Raw genomic sequence first — 15,325 nt, 5'->3', positions numbered from 1 at the left:
ATGCGCCTTCGCAACTCGCGTGTGCGAACCAAGGTCACAGCCATGCTGGTGTCGCTGGCCGCGCTGTGGGTGTTCGCCGCATGGGTGACCTTGCGCGATGGCATGAACATCCTGTGGATCGCGACCCTCAACTCCTCCGTCGCCGATCCGGGCTCGGCGCTCGTGGTCGAGCTCCAGCGCGAACGGCGGCTCGCCTTGATCCAGGTGGGCGCACCCAGCGCGCAGAACCGCTCAGCGCTGGAGCTCCAGCAGGCCCGCACCGACACGCTGGCCACCGAGTATCGCACCTCGATAGATACGAGCAGCGTCGAACTCGCGGCGTCCGCCCAGCTCACGGAGCGTATGCAGGAAAGCCTGAAGCACTTGGACGGGCTGGCCTCGATGCGTTCCATCGCCAAGGGCGGTGGTGCGGGCAGCAGCGAGCGGCTGCTGAAGAGCTACACCGACATCATCGACGCCTTCTTCCGCGTCTACGAGTCCGTCGGCGCCCTGGACGACGACGACATCGCCAGGGACGCGGCCACCCTCATCGAGATGAGCCGGGCCAAGGAGCTCCTCGCCCAGGAGGACGCGCTCGTCGCGGGGTTCCTGGCCGCCGGCCGTTTCGGCAACGCCGAGCGAACGCTCTATGCCCAGCTCGTGGGCGCGCAGCAATTCCACGTGAGCCGAGCTGCCGCTGACCTGCCAGATTTCGATAGGAATGAGTACACAACCCTAGTTAAGGGCGCCCTATTTACCCGTTTTCGGGCTTTGCAGAACAATCTCCTGCAAAGTGATGTGCACAGCACAACGCCTCCCATCACCGCCGAACAGTGGAACACGGCAGCCCCCGCAGTGCTCAACGAGCTGGAGAAACTCGTCGACACCGGAGGCAACCGCCTCCTTGACCGCACCCAGCCCGTGGTCGTCGGAATCTTCGTCCGGCTCGCGCTCGCCGGCGGACTAGGCCTCTTCGCCGTCATCGCTTCCGTCGTGCTCTCCATCACCACGACCCGCGCTCTGGTCGCCCAGCTCTCCAAACTGCGCACCTCGGCCTGGGAGCTCGCCAACGAGCGCCTGCCCGGCGTCGTCAGCAGACTCGGCCACGGCGAGGAGGTGGACGTCGAGACCGAGGCGCCGCCGCTGGCCTTCGGCACCGACGAGATCGGCCAGGTGGGTGAGGCGTTCAACGCGGTGCAGCGCACCGCCATCGAGGTCGCCGTCGAACAGGCCGAGCTGCGCCGCAGCATCCGCGACATCCTGCTCAGCCTGGCCCGCCGCACCCAGTCGCTCGTCCACCGCCAGCTGACGCTGCTGGACGCGATGGAGCGGCGGGAGACCAACGCGACCGAGCTGAAAGACCTCTTCAGGGTCGACCACCTGGCCACACGCATGCGGCGCAACGCGGAGAACCTCATCGTGTTGTCCGGCTCGTCACCGGGCCGCGCCTGGCGCCGGCCCGTGCCGATGGTCGACGTCGTGCGCGGCGCGCTGGCTGAGGTCGAGGACTACACGCGGGTCACCGTACTCCCCATGGGAGACGCGCGCCTCGTCGGACGGGCCGTCGGCGACGTCATCCACCTGCTGGCCGAGCTGGTGGAGAACGCCGCCGCCTTCTCGCCGCCCTACACGATGGTGCAGGTCAGCGGGCAGCGCGTGTCCAACGGCTACGCGATCGAGGTCGAGGACAGAGGCCTTGGGATGAGCCCCGAGGACCTGGCCGAAGCCAACGAGCGCATCGCCGACCCGCCGGAGTTCAACCTGTCGAGCACCGCCCGCCTCGGCCTCTATGTGGTGAGCCGGCTCGCCGAACGCCACCACGTGCGTGTATCGCTCAAAGACTCGCCTTACGGCGGCACCACCGCCGTCATCCTGCTCCCCCACGAGATCGTGCTCGAAGACGACGAGAGCGTGGAGGAGGACACCTCCGATGGCCCGGACGCCCTCCCCTCCGGCGACACCGGATACGACGGCCCGCTCGTCAGGATCGCCTCGGTGAACAGCGCGGTGCCCCCGCAGGAACCCGTTCGCCGGCCCACCTTGACGGCGGTGCCGGAGCCGCGCGACAGCGGACCGTTCGGCGGCGGGCGCCACGCGGGCCCGCCGAGCGACCGGACGGAGTCGCACGGCCGTAGAAAGGCACCACCGCCCGCCCAGCGGGAAAGCCCTCCACCGGTGACAGAGTTCACCCCCTCCGGATTGCCCTTCAGGGTGCCTCAGGCGAGCCTCGCCCCTCGCCTGCGCACCGACGGACCTCTCACAGACGACTCGAGCGCCGACGACGGGGACAGCGAGCGCTCGCCTGATGAGATCCGCAGACTCATGGGGTCGTTCCAGACCGGCACGCTACGCGGCAGGTCCGACGCGGCGGCACTGCTCAAGCCGGACACTCACCCGGCATCCGAGCCGAACGGGTCGGGAACTCCTCATTCAGGCGGCCCGGTACCGCCTCCATCAGAAGACGGGTCGACGACTTGAACCCCACGTCGATCACGACCCGCATGAGTGCCGGAGCACCGGAGGTCGGCAACGGCAGATTCGGCCGGCAGAAGGAGGACAACGAGTGGCGCAGAAGAGCTCTTCCGCCGACCTCACCTGGTTGCTAGACGACCTTGTCGGGCGTGTGCAGGAAGCCGAGCACGGCATCCTGCTCTCCACGGACGGCCTGTTGATGGCCTCGTCGCACGGACTCAAAGCCGACGACGCCGAGCACCTTTCGGCCGTGGCGGCCGGGGTGCAGAGCCTGGCCAGAGGAGTGAGTGAGCGTTTCGGCGGCGGTGCCGTACGCCAGACCATCATCGAGATGCGGTCGGTTTTCCTGCTCGTGACCGTGGCGGGGGAGGGCGCGTGCCTGGCGGTGCTCTGCCGTGAGGAGGCCGACATCGGACTCGTGGCCTACGAAATGGCGATGCTGGTCGCCAGGGTCGGGCAATATCTCACCTCGCCGGCGCGCACGCCTGAGAGCCGCGCAGGGAGCGAAGCGGCCCGATGAGATCGCCCGAGGAATTCAACGAGGATCGCTGGCTCGACGAAGAAGCGGGCCCGATCGTCCGTCCCTATGTCATGACACGCGGGCGCACCGAGCCGACCCGCGGGAAGTTCGACCTCATCTCCCTGGTGGTGGCCACCCGCACACCGTCGCCCGTCGAGATCGGGCTGGGTCCGGAACACCTCACCATCCTCAGGCTCTGCGACGACTTCCTGTCCGTCGCGGAGATCGCCGCCCGCATGGACCTGCCTGCGGGCACCATCCGGGTGCTGCTCGGCGATCTGCTCGACCGGGGCTTCATCGACGTGCAGGAACCCCACCCGGAGACCGAATTGGACGACGACTGCTTCTACCAGGCGGTGATCGATGGACTTCGGTCGCTCTGAGCGAGGCGGAGGGCGCAAGCGTATCCCCTCGGCGATCAAAATCCTGATCGCGGGAGGGTTCGGAGCCGGCAAGACCACGCTGGTCGGCGCGGTGTCGGAAACCACGCCCCTCCGTACGGAGGAAACCCTCACCAACCGGAGCGTCGGCGTCGACGACATCTCGGGGGTGGAGGCCAAGGCGACGACGACGGTCGCGATGGACTTCGGACGCATCACCATCAAAGACCAGTACGTCCTCTACCTGTTCGGCACCCCCGGGCAGGAGCGGTTCTGGTTTGTCTGGGACGAGCTGGCCCTCGGCGCCCTCGGCGCCGTCGTGCTCGCCGACACCCGCAAACTCGCCGACTGCTTCCCGTCCGTGGACTTCTTCGAACGCCGCGGCACCCCCTTCGTCGTCGCGGTGAACTGCTTCGAGGGAGCGCGTCAGTACGCACTCGACGAGGTGCGGATGGCACTCGGGATCGCTCCCAGCATCCCGGTCATCCTGTGCGACGCGCGTAAGCGCGACTCCGGGAAAGAGGTGCTCATCAACCTCGTCCAGCACGCCATGCTCACCCGGGGCAAGCGCCCTCGCCCCGAGAACGTCACCTCCTAACCGCACACCTTCCAACCGCACACAACGCACACGGCCTGGGGACTCTGACCGGTCCCCGGGCCTTTCTTACACGGATCTCCGCGTTGGCCCAAGAGATCACCACGAGCGGAGCGGGCTTCGCCGCGCGGGTATGTAGGCAGTGATCAACACCTGCACTCGGGGGAGTCACATGTCCACAGTCCGCTTCGGCGTACCCGGGGGCCGCCGGGTCCTGATATGCACGGTCCTCGCCGCCGTGTGGGGGAACACGGCTCTTTCCGGCCTTCCCGCCGCCCACGCCTCGCCGGCATCGCCTGACAGCGCGCATATGGCGCTCGGCGCCGCGGAGACCGGCGTTGCGGAGACCGGCGTTGCGGTGGCCGGCGTTGCGGTGGCCGGCGTTGCGGTGGCCGGCGTTGCGGTGGCCGGCGTTGCGGTGGCCGGCGTTGCGGAGACCGGCGTGCCGGTCACTCCGCCCGTGCCCGACCCCGACGTCTCGCCGAACCCCTTCGCCGAACCTGCCGACTTTCACGTCACCAGCAAGAGCGGTCCGGCCGTCCTGGGCGAGGCATACACCGGGCGCTATGTGTTCACGGTCTCAAGCGGGGAATCCGTGACCGTCACCGCCGATCCCGCCACGTTGCCGCCAGGCCTCACCTTCTCCGCCTCCGGCACGATCTCCGGCACCCCCACCAAGATCGGCACCTATCAGGTGCCCGTGCGCATGTGCGCGGCGGGCATCTGCCAGACGACGACCATCCCGATCGTGGTGGTGCCCCCTCTCACCTTCGCGCACTGGCAGGTGTCGGTCCGCTTCGCCGGCACGGTCGGCGAACCCGCGACCGGCTACGTCTCCGCCATCGGGCTCCCTGCGGGCGTGAGGATCAAATACGTGGTCACCGACGCCACCGCGTTGCCGCCCGGCATTACCGTCACCCGTCGCGGCAAGATCATCGGTACGCCCACCGCCAGTGGCACGTTCAAGGTGCCGGTCAAGATGTGCGCCGCCGCGGAGTGTGTCCCCTTCACACTGTCGCTCGCCGTCGCCCCGGCGAGCACCGCTCACTGGGTGGTGTCGGCGAGCTACACCAGCGTCCCCGGTCAACCTGTATCGGGCTCCATCACCACGACCGGCACCCCCGCAGGGGTCAAGGTCACCTACACCATCACCGACCCCGCCAAACTACCGCCTGGCATCACCGTCACCCCCGACGGGAAGATCACCGGCACCCCCACCACCGCCGGGACCTACAAGGTGCCGATCAAGGTGTGTGCCGGGACGTTGTGCGCGAACATCACCATCGCCGTGACGATCGCCAAGACAAGATCCACGATCGGCCTCCGGCGCCTGTACGTCAGCTGGGACTAAGCCCTTCTGTGGCAGTAGATGCGGCGCCGCCGAGATCATCCGGTCCGGCGGCGTTCCGCATTCGATGTCCGGTACGGCGCGCCCAGCGGGTAGCGTGGGCGGCAGATCACGTTTAAAAGATCAAACCCATACATTTACCTTCAGCGAGGTCATGGTGGCCGTCGGGCGGGCAGAGCCGGCGCGTGGGCGCACAGCGCCACACGCTCTGCTCGTGCTGCTCGTCAGCGTGCTGCTGACCACCGGCCACGGTGCCCTCACCACGGCGGCGCTGCACGCCTTCGGCTTCGGCGGCGGCGCGGCGCCCGTCTCGGTCGCGGTCTCCGCGGCCGAGGACCGTGAGCCCACCGCGCCCAAGTCCCAGCCCGTCGCGCCCGAATGGCCGCGCATGGCGGCGGCGGGCGGCACCGCGGCTCCGGCGCCCACCGGCGGGTCCTGGGCCACGGCGGCTCTGCCGTACGGCACAGCAGGCGTCCGGCCCGTCTCACAGATCACAGCCGTCCCCGGGGACGTGCGGGCACGCCCGCTCACCACCCTCGGGGTCGCGTCCGGCCGCGCGCCGCCCTCTCCACAGGTCTGAGCGAACTTTTCCCCTCTGCCCTGCCTGTGGAGGCTTTACCGTGTCACGTCCACGTCCCTATCTGTGGCGTGCGCTACCCGCGCTCGCCATCATCGTGGCCTCGATCGCCATCGTGTTCTCCATGTCGCCCCGCCTCGGCCTCGACCTGCGCGGCGGCACCCAGCTCGTCTTCGAGACCCGCGACTCCCCCACCGTCAAAGCCAACTCCGAAGCCACCGACCGCACCGCCGAGGTGCTCCGCCGCCGCGCCGACGGGCTCGGCGTCGTCGACCCCGTCATGGTGCGCTCGGGCGAACAGCGGATCATCGTCGAACTGCCCGGCGTGCTCGACCCCCGCAAGGCCGCCGAGGTGATCGGCCAGACCGCGCAACTCACCTTCCACCAGGTGCTCGGCATCGCCGATGCCCAGGCCACCCCTAAGAAGGGCGAACTCATCCTGCCCGACGAGTCCGGGCAACGCCTGCGGCTCGGGGCCGCCGGGCTGACCGGCGACGGCGTGGCCGACGCCTCCGCCGGGGTCGATCCGCAGAGCGGCGGCGGATGGTTCGTCGACATGAACTTCCGCACCGAAGGCGACCGCGACTGGGCCAAGCTGGAGGGGACCGCCGCCTGCGCCCCCTACGGCGACCCGCAGCGGCGCGTCGCCATCGTGCTCGACAACAAGATCATTTCCTCGCCGCAGATCAACGAGAGCGTCGGCTGCAACGCCGGCACCGGCGGCCCGCGGCAGATCATCGGCAACTTCACCCCGGAAGAGGCCGAGGACCTCGCCGTCCTCATCAAGGGCGGCGCCCTCCCCGTGCCCGTGGAGATCATCGAGCAGCGGACCGTCGGCCCCACGCTCGGCGCCGCCGCGATCACCGCGAGCGCCCAGGCCGCCGTCATCGGCGCCCTGCTCACCGCGGTGTTCATCATCGTGATGTACCGCCTGCTCGGCCTGCTCGCCACCGTGGCGCTGGCCTGCTACGCGCTGATCTCCTACGCCGCCCTCGTCGCCTTCGGCGCGACCCTCACTCTGCCGGGACTCGCCGGGTTCGTGCTCGCCATCGGCATGGCGGTCGACGCCAACGTGCTGGTCTTCGAACGCGCCCGCGAGGAATACGGCGCCGCCCCCGCCAAGGGGCTGCGCGGATCTTTGGAGAAGGGGTTCCGCAACGCGTGGAGCGCCGTGGCCGACTCCAACGTGACCACACTCCTCGCCGCCGGACTGCTGTTCGTCCTCGCCTCCGGCCCCGTGCGCGGCTTCGGCGTGACACTGTCGATCGGCGTCATCGCCTCCCTCGTGTCCGCCATGCTGATCACGCGGGTGCTGGCCACCTGGGCCCTCGACCGGCGCCTCATCTCCAACCGGCCCCGCATCACCGGCATCTCGAGCATCGGCAGAGTGCGGGCGTGGCTCACCAGGCGCGCACCCGACCTGATGAAACGCCGCAACCTCTGGCTCGGCACCGCCGCCCTCCTCGCCGTGGTCGCCCTGTCCGGGCTGTTCGTCCGGGGACTCAACTTCGGCGTCGAGTTCACCGGCGGGCGTGTCATGGAGTTCGCCACCACCAAGACCGTCGGCGCCGACGTCGCCAGGCAGGCCGTCGCCGACGCCGGCTTCCCCAGCGCCGTCGTACAGAGCAGCGGCGACGGCATCTCCGTCCGCACCGGGCAGATCGGCAACGACGAGGTCGTCAAGATCGGTGAGGCGCTCTCCGGTCTCGGCGCCGGAGACGCCGTCAAACAGCGCGACGAGCTCATCGGGCCCAGCCTCGGCGAGGAACTCCGGCGCAACGCCCTCATCGCCCTCGGCGTCGCCCTGGCCGCCCAGCTGCTCTACCTCGCCTTCCGGTTCCGCTGGTCCTTCGGGACCGCCGCCGTCCTCGCCCTCTCCGTCGACGTGGCCGCCGTCGTCGGGGTGTTCGCCTGGCTCGGCAAGCCCATCGACGGGGTGTTCCTCGCCGCGATGCTGACCGTCATCGGCTACTCGGTGAACGACAAGGTCGTCGTCTTCGACCGCGTCCGCGAACTGTGGGCCGGGCAACCCAAGGCACCGCTCGCGGGGATCGCCAACTCGGCCATCCTGCAAACCGTGCCACGCACGATCAGCACCGGGCTCGGGGCGCTGTTCATCCTCGCCGCCCTGGCCGCCCTCGGCGGTGACTCGCTCACCGACTTCGCGGTCGCGCTGCTCATCGGCATCATCACGGGCACCTTCTCCTCCGCGTTCGTCGCCGCCCCCCTCGCCATCGGCCTCGAACGCTTCAGCACCACCCCACCACCCCGCCCCAAGGCCAAACGCACCGGACGGCCACGTGAGGGCAGCGGCGCCGTGGTGTAGGCGCCCTCCGGGGATCCCTTCGTCCCAGCACGCGGGGATCCCCGGACCTCAGGGCCCGTCACGGCAGGGCTTGTTACTGCAGGGCTTGTTACTGCAGGGCTTGTTACTGCAGGGCTTGTTACTGCAGAGCTTGTAACGGCAGGGCTCTCTTACCGCAGGGCTCTCTTACCGCAGGGTTCATTACGGTAGGGTTCATTACGGTAGGGATCTTCACGGCAGGGATCTTCACGGCACAGCCCACGTGGACCCAAGGCCCGCTCCCACCACGCGCCGCCGGAGGCCCTTACCGCCGCCGTGCGCACCCGCCGCTCACCGGCACTTGGCCTCCGCCCGTGGGTGGGTCATGAGGATGGGCACAGGCGAGACACCGAGGCTCCCCCTATCACCCCGCCTGGGCGCCCCCCGGGGTGCGGAGACGGCGAAGCCGTTCCTCGGTATAGGCGCCCAGGCGAGTGGCGTCGTCGGGCTTGAGGGTCTTCAGGGACATGCCGACCGGCTTACCCCGGTCGATCGCGGTGAGCGAGGCGGCCGGCGGGTGATCGATCCACTCGACGACCGGGCGAACCGCGTCGGCCACCGGACGTGCGAAAAGCAACGGTCAAGGTTGGAAGCGGTAGCCCATGCCGGGTTCGGTCAGGAGGTGGGCCGGGCGGCCGGGATCGGCTTCCAGTTTGCGGCGGAGCTGGGCCATGTACTGCCGGAGGTAGTGGCTTTCCTTCACGTAGGCGGGGCCCCAGACCTCGGTGAGGAGCTGGCGCTGGCTGATGAGTTTGCCCGGGTTGCGGACCAGCAGTTCGAGGAGGTGCCATTCGGTGGGGGTGAGCCGGATGCCGCCGGAGATGGTCTTGGCGGCCAAGTCGACCTCGAAGGACCCCACCTGGACTCGGGGGGAGCCGCCCTCGGAGACGGTGGCGCGGCGGGTCACGGCGCGGATGCGGGCCAGGAGCTCGTCGATGCCGAAGGGCTTGGTGACGTAGTCGTCGGCGCCGGCGTCGAGGGCGTCGACCTTGTCGTGGCTGTCGGCGCGGCCGGACAGCACGATGATCGGGATGCGGGTCCAGCCGCGCAGCCCGTGGATGACCTCGACGCCGTCCATGTCGGGCAGGCCGAGGTCGAGCACGACGAGGTCGGGGTGCCAGTCGGCGGCCTGCCTGAGGGCGGTGCCGCCGTCGGCGGCGACCGCCACCTCGTATTGCCGGGCCACCAGGTTGACCCGGAGGGCACGCAAGAGCTGGGGTTCGTCGTCGACGACCAGGATGCGGGTCATGCCGGCCCCTCCACTGGGTTGTGCTCAAGCTGGTCCGGAGGGAGGTCCAAGGGCAGGGTGAGAACCATGGTGAGTCCCCCTCCGGGCGTCTCCTCGGGAGTGAGCGACCCGCTCATCGCCTCGGCGAGGCCGCGGGCGAGTGCGAGACCGAGGCCGACTCCGCTGTGGTTGTCGCGGTCGCCGAGACGCTGGAAGGGCAGGAAAATGCGTTCGCGATCGGTGTCCGGCACCCCGGGACCTCGATCGATCACCCTGATCTCCATGATCTGCCCAAGGACGCCGGCCGTGACCAGCACCCGTTCCTCCGGTGGACTGTACCGGACGGCATTGGACATCAAGTTCACCAACACCCGTTCCAGAAGAGCCGGATCAGCCGCTACAGGTGGCAAAAAATCCGGCCATGTGCGGTGAACACGCTCCGCGTCCGTTCCCAGATCGTCCAGCGCCCGGGGAAAGACCTCCTCCAGCACCACCGGCTGCGGCGACAGGCCCAGCACCCCCGCCTGCAGCCGGCTCATGTCGAGCAGGTTGGCCACCAGCCGGTCCAGCTTGTCCAGCGACTCCTCCGCCGTCGCGAGCAGTTCCTCCTCGTCCTGCTCGCTCCACTGCACGTCGGTCGTGCGCAGGCTCTCCACCGCCGCCTTCGCCGACGCCAGCGGCGTGCGCAGATCGTGGCTGACCGCCGCGAGCAGCGCCGTGCGCATCTTGTCGGCCTCGGCGAGCGGCCTGGCCCGCTCGGCCTCCCGGCGCAGCCGCTCCTGCCGCAGCGCGACCGCCGCCTCGGCGGCGAACGCCTCAAGCACCCGGCGGTCGGAGGCGTCCAGCAGCCTGCCGTTGGCCGTCAGCACGAGTTCGTCGTCGATGGTCACGTCGGTGTCCGACAGGGCCGGCGCCGTACAGGGCGCGCCGCCCGCCGTCGCCACGATGCGCCACGCCGTCGGATCGGAGGTGTCGCCGGGGCTCGGCTCCTCGGCACGCTCCAGCAGCGTCACCGACGACAGCCCGAAGGTCTCCCGCAGCCGCGCCAGCAGGGCGTTCAGCGCGTGTTCGCCGCGCAGCACGCTGCCGGCGAGCGTCGACAACACCTCGGCGTCGGCCCTCGCACGGGCGGCCTCCCGGGTGCGGCGGGCCGCCAGGTCGACCACGGCGCTCACCATCGCGGCGACCAGCACGTAGATCGACAGGGCGAGGAGGTTTTCCAGCCCGGTCACCCCGAAGGAGTGGAAGGGCGGAGTGAAGAACCAGTTGAGCAGGGCGAACCCCACGAAGGCCGCGGTGATCGCCGGTTTCATGCCGCCGACCAGGGCCACGCAGATCACCATCAGCAGGAACAGCACGATCTCGGTCGACAACGTCAGCCAGCCGCGGTAGGGCTCAAGCAACCATGCCACGCCGGGCATGCCGACCAGCGCCATCGCCCACCCGGCGGCCCGGCGCCCGCGCGACAGGACTTCCCGCGGCGGCCTGCCGGACCGCCTGCCGCCGCCCGCGACCTCGGCGTGGGTCACGAGGTGCACGTCGATGGGGCCGGACAACGCCGTGGTCGTCACCCCCACGCCCCTGGCGAGGAGCTGGGCCCACCTGCCGCGGCGGGACGCGCCCAGCACGAGCTGGGTGGCGTTGACACCCTCGGCGAAGTCGATCAGCGCTCTCGGCACGTCGTCGCCCACGACCTGGTGGTAGGTGCCGCCGAGGCTCTCCACGAGGGTGCGCTGCCGGGCCAGGTTGGCGGGGTCGGCCCCGATCAGGCCGTCGGCGCGGGTGATGTGCACCGCGAGCAGATCGGCCCCCTTGGTGCGGGCGGCGATGCGGGCGGCCCGCCGTACCAGGGTGTCGCCCTCGGGGCCGCCGGTCAACGCCACCACGACCCGCTCGCGGGTCTCCCACACGTCGTCGATGTGGTGGCCCGCGCGGTAGCGGTCGAGCTGCTCGTCGACCTTGCCCGCCACCCACAGCAGCGCCAGCTCGCGCAGGGCGGTCAGGTTGCCCTCGCGGAAGTAGTTGGACAGGGAGGCGTCGATCTTCTCCGGCGGGTAGACGTTGCCGTGCGCCATGCGGCGGCGCAGCGCCTCGGGGTCGATGTCGACGAGTTCGACCTGGTCGGCGCGGCGGACGACCTCGTCGGGCACGGTCTCCCGCTGCGGCACACCCGTGATGCGCTGGACGACGTCGTTGACCGACTCCAGGTGCTGGATGTTCACCGTGGAGATCACATCGATGCCGGCGTCGAGGATCTCCTCGATGTCCTGCCAGCGTTTGTCGTTGCGGGAGCCCGGCACGTTGGTGTGGGCCAGCTCGTCGACGAGCGCGACCTTGGGTTTGCGCTCGATCACGGCGTCGACATCCATCTCGGTGAATGTCACGTTCCGGTGTGTCATCTCCCGGCGGGGAATGACCTCAAGCCCGTCCAAGAGCGCCGCCGTGACTTTGCGCCCGTGCGTCTCCACCAGGCCGACCGCCACATCGGTGCCTCGTCCCTGACGCCGGAGGCCCTCGCTCAGCATCGAGTATGTCTTGCCGACGCCGGGGGCCGCGCCCAGGTAGACGCGCAACCGCCCGCGTGCCATGGAACTCCCCTCCTTAGAAAGTCCAGGCTACGACCGGGCGTGCACGCCCTGATCAGGACCCGAACTTATGGGGGAATTTAGGCAGGTCAGCTTAGATTAACGTAGACCTGGCCGAACACCTCGGCGAGCTTTGCCACATCGGTCGCCGTGTCCACCTCCGGGCTCGCCGGGTCGTAGAACGTCGCCAGCCGCGGCTTCACCTCGTCGAGCTTGGCCAGCCTGTCCCAGGTGGGATTGGCCGCGAAGGCTTTGCCGTACACGGTGTGGGCGACGCCTTCGGCGTCCTGCCATCGGGTCCACACGTTCACGACCTCGGCGGCATTGGCCAGCAGCGGCATCGCGACGCGCTCGGCCACCGTCTTGTCGGCCTGCGCGGCGTTCAGGGGGGAACCACCCGGTTTGATGAGACCGGCGTCCTCGGCCGCGATCTGCCCGTAGGCGTCCCAGGCGCGCGCCTGGACCTGGAGCCACTGGTTGCGCTGGGCCTTCTCGGCGTCGATCTTCCAGCGGGAATACTGCCCGAGCAGCCCGTCGTCGATCGCGAGCTGGTCGACGGCCCCGGAGGTCAGATACGTCTCGACCTGCTCGGGGGTCACGCGGGGATACTTCTGCCGCATCTCCGCCCGGCACTCCTCCGACGTGCCGCACGCGAGCTCGGGCACGACCGTGTGGAGCGCCAGCTTCTTGCCGGGTACGGCTTCGCGCAGCACCTTGGACGTCGCCGCGACAAAGCGGTTGATCTCCTCGGTGTCGGTGAACGTGTCGTTGTAGCCGAGTTGCGAGGTGAACCGCACCCCCACCACACCGGGCCGGGAAGCCTGCGCCACGACCCGCTTGAGCGCGTCGGTGTACGCCTCGTCGCCGGCCTTCCAGTCGTCGGCCAGCTCCGTGCTCACCCAGGTGCGCAGGCGCGCGTCCGCGGCAGCCGTCAGCGCCTTGCCCGTGTCGCTCTCCCCCGCCGCGGCCACGGCGGCCTCGTCGGCCCGGACCTCTTCCGCGTCGACGTAACACGCCGAACCGGGTGGGTCGCACTCGGGCTTGGCGTCGTCCTCGACGTGGTCCTCGGGCGCGGGGTCGCCCTCGCCGCCCTCGACCGGCTCACCGGTGACCTCCGTCAGGCACTCCTGGCCCTCGGGGCAGTAGGCGCCCTCGGACGGCTTGGCCGCCTCAAGGGCGCCGGAGGTGAGCCAGTACATCGCGGCCTCGCGGGCCTCCTCCGGGGTGTTCAGCCAGCGGCACACCACGTAGGAGGGGGTGTCGGCGCCGAGGTCGCCGGTGCAGTCCCGCGGATCGTCCGGGGAGAGCGCACTGGCGGCGGGCACTCCCATGCCGAGCACCGCCATACCCGCGACCACGGCGAAGACCCTCCGGAGAGCCATTCGCATTGCGCCTCAACCCCCGTCACCGATCCTGGAAACGATCAAATAGCACTGTAACCGGACGATCTACCCAGGACCAGGGCCCTCACCGAAAGCAGGGGTGAACAGATCACTCCGTCTGGCCGCTGGTGCGCAACCCGCGGGCCCATGTGCGGTCGTGCAGACCGAACCTGGCCTCCGGTTCCTCCTTGTCCGAAAGGATCGCGGCCATGTAGTCCGCCAGGGCGGGGGCGTGCTTGAACCCGTGCCCCGAGTCACCGCCGAGCAGCCACACCCCGTCGTCCACCTCCGCGATGATCCAGTTGCCGTCCGGCGTGGAGATGTACTGACAGACCTGGGTGAACACCACCGGAGCGGCGGCCAGGGAGGGGAAGCGGCGGGCCAGGTAGGCGCGGGACATCCGCTCACTCGACGCCGAGACGGCGCGGCTGCCGTTCTCCGGGTCGTAAGGTTCGCCCTCGGCGTCCGAGGTGGCCTTCATGCCGGTTCCGTCGATGTCGCCGTGGCCGTAGGCCGAGAGGTCGTAATCCACCCACGCGGGCACCCGCGGTGCCGTCCAGGCGGCCGGCACGCCGAAGTGAAACGTGTCCTGCTTTGTCACCTCAAGCTTGCCGATCTCCGGGAAGACCTCCGGCATCCACGCCCCACTGGCCCAGACCACCCGATCGGCCGCGAGCACCTCACCGCCGTCGAGCACGACCCCCCTCATCCCCGGCTTCGGGTACGGCAGAGCCCGCGCGCGCACGAACTCGACCCCGGCGGCCCTGGCCAGGCCGGCCAGCACCTGCACCGACCGCCGTGCCCGCACCACGCCGGCCCCCGGCTCCCACAGGGCGAACTCCACACCGTCCGCCGAGAAGTCCGGGAACATCCGGCCCGCCCGCTCGGGCTCCCACATTTCGTGCGGGATGCCGGCCTCCGCCAGCGTGCGGGCACTGGCACGTTCCCAGCCGTCCGCGTCCCGTGCGAACCACACAAGCCCCGCCTCGATGAAGAGTTCCTCTCCGGCCCGCCGCTCGATCTCCCGCCAGCCGGTCCGCGCCGTCCAGGCCATGCGGGTGTACCACTCGTCCGTACCGTGGGCCGCCCTGATCAACCTCGTCTCGCCCGCGCTGGCCTGCCGTACATGTCCTGGGTGGTGCTGCTCCACCACCGTGACCCGCCATCCCAGCTCAGCCAGCTTCCACGCGAGCGACACACCCCAGATGCCCGCCCCGACCACGACCGCAGATTTCATGCTGATCATCCTGCCCTGAAGACATTTGCCCGAATCATCCCATTGGCCGGATATCAGCATGTCGGTGTGGTGCGCGGGGCCGGCGGGCTCAGGCGCCCCCGAGCCTCAGCGTCTGCCCCAGCACGACGTCGTTGGCCCGGCTGGCGAAATCCTGGATGACCGCCAGCTCGGCATCGCTATAACTCTCCGCCAATTCGGTGAAGGCCAGGCTGACGTCGGCGATTATCTTCTGCAGCCGGTTATAGGGTCCCCCGCGCACCAGCTCCACGAAGACCCTGCCGCGGTCGTCCGCATGCCTACGGCGCCGCACATATCCCGCCATTTCCAACCGGTCAACCATCACCGTGATCGCCCCGCCGCGGCCCAGCCCGATCCTTTCGGCGAGCTGCTGCGGCGGCATGGGCCCTTCCTTGTCCAGCAGCGCGACACAATTGAAGTCGCTCGCATTGATCCCCGCCTTCGCGGCCAGCCCCATATGAAAGAGCATCGACCTCATCGCGGCGATGCGCGCCTGGTCCGAAACCGCCTCGACCATCTTCGCTCTGGCCCCAGGTTCCGACGACACGGGCACACCCCTCTTTCCCATCTCTCCCCACGGAGAGACGCAGTTCCCGGGAGACCTCCTCTTCCCCCACCAACGTAGAGGACTGCCCCGAAACCTCAAGAGCCACGCCCGAA

At 69.5% G+C, this 15,325-nt stretch carries 14 protein-coding genes; 7 read left to right on the top strand and 7 right to left on the bottom strand.

Translation table 11 applies throughout. The features are described 5' to 3' along the window. Positions 1-42: 42 nt before the first annotated feature. The 4 genes from Ssi02_RS24665 to Ssi02_RS24650 all read left to right on the top strand — a co-directional run bounded on the left by Ssi02_RS24665 (position 43) and on the right by Ssi02_RS24650 (position 3,949). Complete coding sequence (locus tag Ssi02_RS24665; RefSeq protein WP_239129553.1) at positions 43-2,457, top strand: sensor histidine kinase; 2,415 nt, start codon at positions 43-45, stop codon at positions 2,455-2,457. A gap of 85 nt (positions 2,458-2,542) precedes the next feature. Then, positions 2,543-2,971 carry a roadblock/LC7 domain-containing protein gene (locus Ssi02_RS24660; protein WP_204029900.1) on the top strand — a complete coding sequence of 143 codons (429 nt, stop codon included), beginning with the start codon at positions 2,543-2,545 and terminating at the stop codon, positions 2,969-2,971. Further along, the gene (locus tag Ssi02_RS24655) at positions 2,968-3,354 is read left to right on the top strand and encodes a DUF742 domain-containing protein (protein WP_204029717.1); all 387 of its coding nucleotides are present in this window, start codon (positions 2,968-2,970) and stop codon (positions 3,352-3,354) included. The genes Ssi02_RS24660 and Ssi02_RS24655 overlap by 4 nt, the downstream gene beginning before the upstream one ends. Next, a complete protein-coding gene (locus tag Ssi02_RS24650; RefSeq protein ID WP_204029715.1) occupies positions 3,335-3,949 on the top strand; it encodes a GTP-binding protein in 615 nt (204 codons plus the stop codon). The genes Ssi02_RS24655 and Ssi02_RS24650 overlap by 20 nt, the downstream gene beginning before the upstream one ends. Here Ssi02_RS24650 and Ssi02_RS39895 read toward each other — a convergent pair. Next, positions 3,939-4,460, bottom strand: coding sequence for a hypothetical protein (locus tag Ssi02_RS39895; RefSeq protein WP_204029713.1), 522 nt, complete (start codon positions 4,458-4,460; stop codon positions 3,939-3,941). The genes Ssi02_RS24650 and Ssi02_RS39895 overlap by 11 nt on opposite strands. An 81-nt stretch (positions 4,461-4,541) precedes the next feature. Here Ssi02_RS39895 and Ssi02_RS39890 point away from each other — a divergent pair, with 81 nt between their 5' ends. From Ssi02_RS39890 to secD, 3 genes are all read left to right on the top strand, one after another. After that, complete coding sequence (locus Ssi02_RS39890; RefSeq protein WP_204029711.1) at positions 4,542-5,297, top strand: putative Ig domain-containing protein; 756 nt, start codon at positions 4,542-4,544, stop codon at positions 5,295-5,297. 154 nt (positions 5,298-5,451) lie between these two features. Beyond that, positions 5,452-5,874: a hypothetical protein gene (locus Ssi02_RS24635; protein WP_204029709.1), complete on the top strand. Its 423-nt coding sequence runs from the start codon at positions 5,452-5,454 to the stop codon at positions 5,872-5,874. Between the two features lie 40 nt (positions 5,875-5,914). Further along, positions 5,915-8,197, top strand: coding sequence for a protein translocase subunit SecD (secD, locus tag Ssi02_RS24630; protein ID WP_204029707.1), 2,283 nt, complete (start codon positions 5,915-5,917; stop codon positions 8,195-8,197). 382 nt (positions 8,198-8,579) lie between these two features. On the opposite strand, the gene Ssi02_RS24620 is transcribed toward secD, so the two are convergent. The 6 genes from Ssi02_RS24620 to Ssi02_RS24595 form a co-directional block, all read right to left on the bottom strand. Next, positions 8,580-8,792, bottom strand: a complete 213-nt coding sequence (locus Ssi02_RS24620) for a hypothetical protein (RefSeq protein ID WP_204029706.1) — start codon at positions 8,790-8,792, stop codon at positions 8,580-8,582. Between the two features lie 3 nt (positions 8,793-8,795). Further along, positions 8,796-9,464 (bottom strand): response regulator, encoded by a 669-nt coding sequence (locus Ssi02_RS24615; RefSeq protein ID WP_204029704.1) that lies wholly within the window; start codon positions 9,462-9,464, stop codon positions 8,796-8,798. Further along, positions 9,461-12,031, bottom strand: a complete 2,571-nt coding sequence (locus Ssi02_RS24610; RefSeq protein WP_204029702.1) for a sensor histidine kinase — start codon at positions 12,029-12,031, stop codon at positions 9,461-9,463. The genes Ssi02_RS24615 and Ssi02_RS24610 overlap by 4 nt, the downstream gene beginning before the upstream one ends. Before the next feature lie 86 nt (positions 12,032-12,117). Next, positions 12,118-13,416, bottom strand: coding sequence for a hypothetical protein (locus tag Ssi02_RS24605; protein ID WP_204029700.1), 1,299 nt, complete (start codon positions 13,414-13,416; stop codon positions 12,118-12,120). Between the two features lie 103 nt (positions 13,417-13,519). Then, on the bottom strand, positions 13,520-14,647 hold the full coding sequence (locus Ssi02_RS24600) for an NAD(P)/FAD-dependent oxidoreductase (protein ID WP_204029698.1): 1,128 nt from the start codon (positions 14,645-14,647) through the stop codon (positions 13,520-13,522). A gap of 88 nt (positions 14,648-14,735) precedes the next feature. Continuing rightward, on the bottom strand, positions 14,736-15,182 hold the full coding sequence (locus tag Ssi02_RS24595; protein WP_204029696.1) for a MarR family transcriptional regulator: 447 nt from the start codon (positions 15,180-15,182) through the stop codon (positions 14,736-14,738). Positions 15,183-15,325 lie beyond the last annotated feature (143 nt).

The organism is Sinosporangium siamense (genome assembly GCF_016863435.1).
Classification (GTDB): Bacteria; Actinomycetota; Actinomycetes; order Streptosporangiales; family Streptosporangiaceae; genus Sinosporangium; species Sinosporangium siamense.
This window is presented reverse-complemented; position numbering and strand designations above follow the sequence as displayed.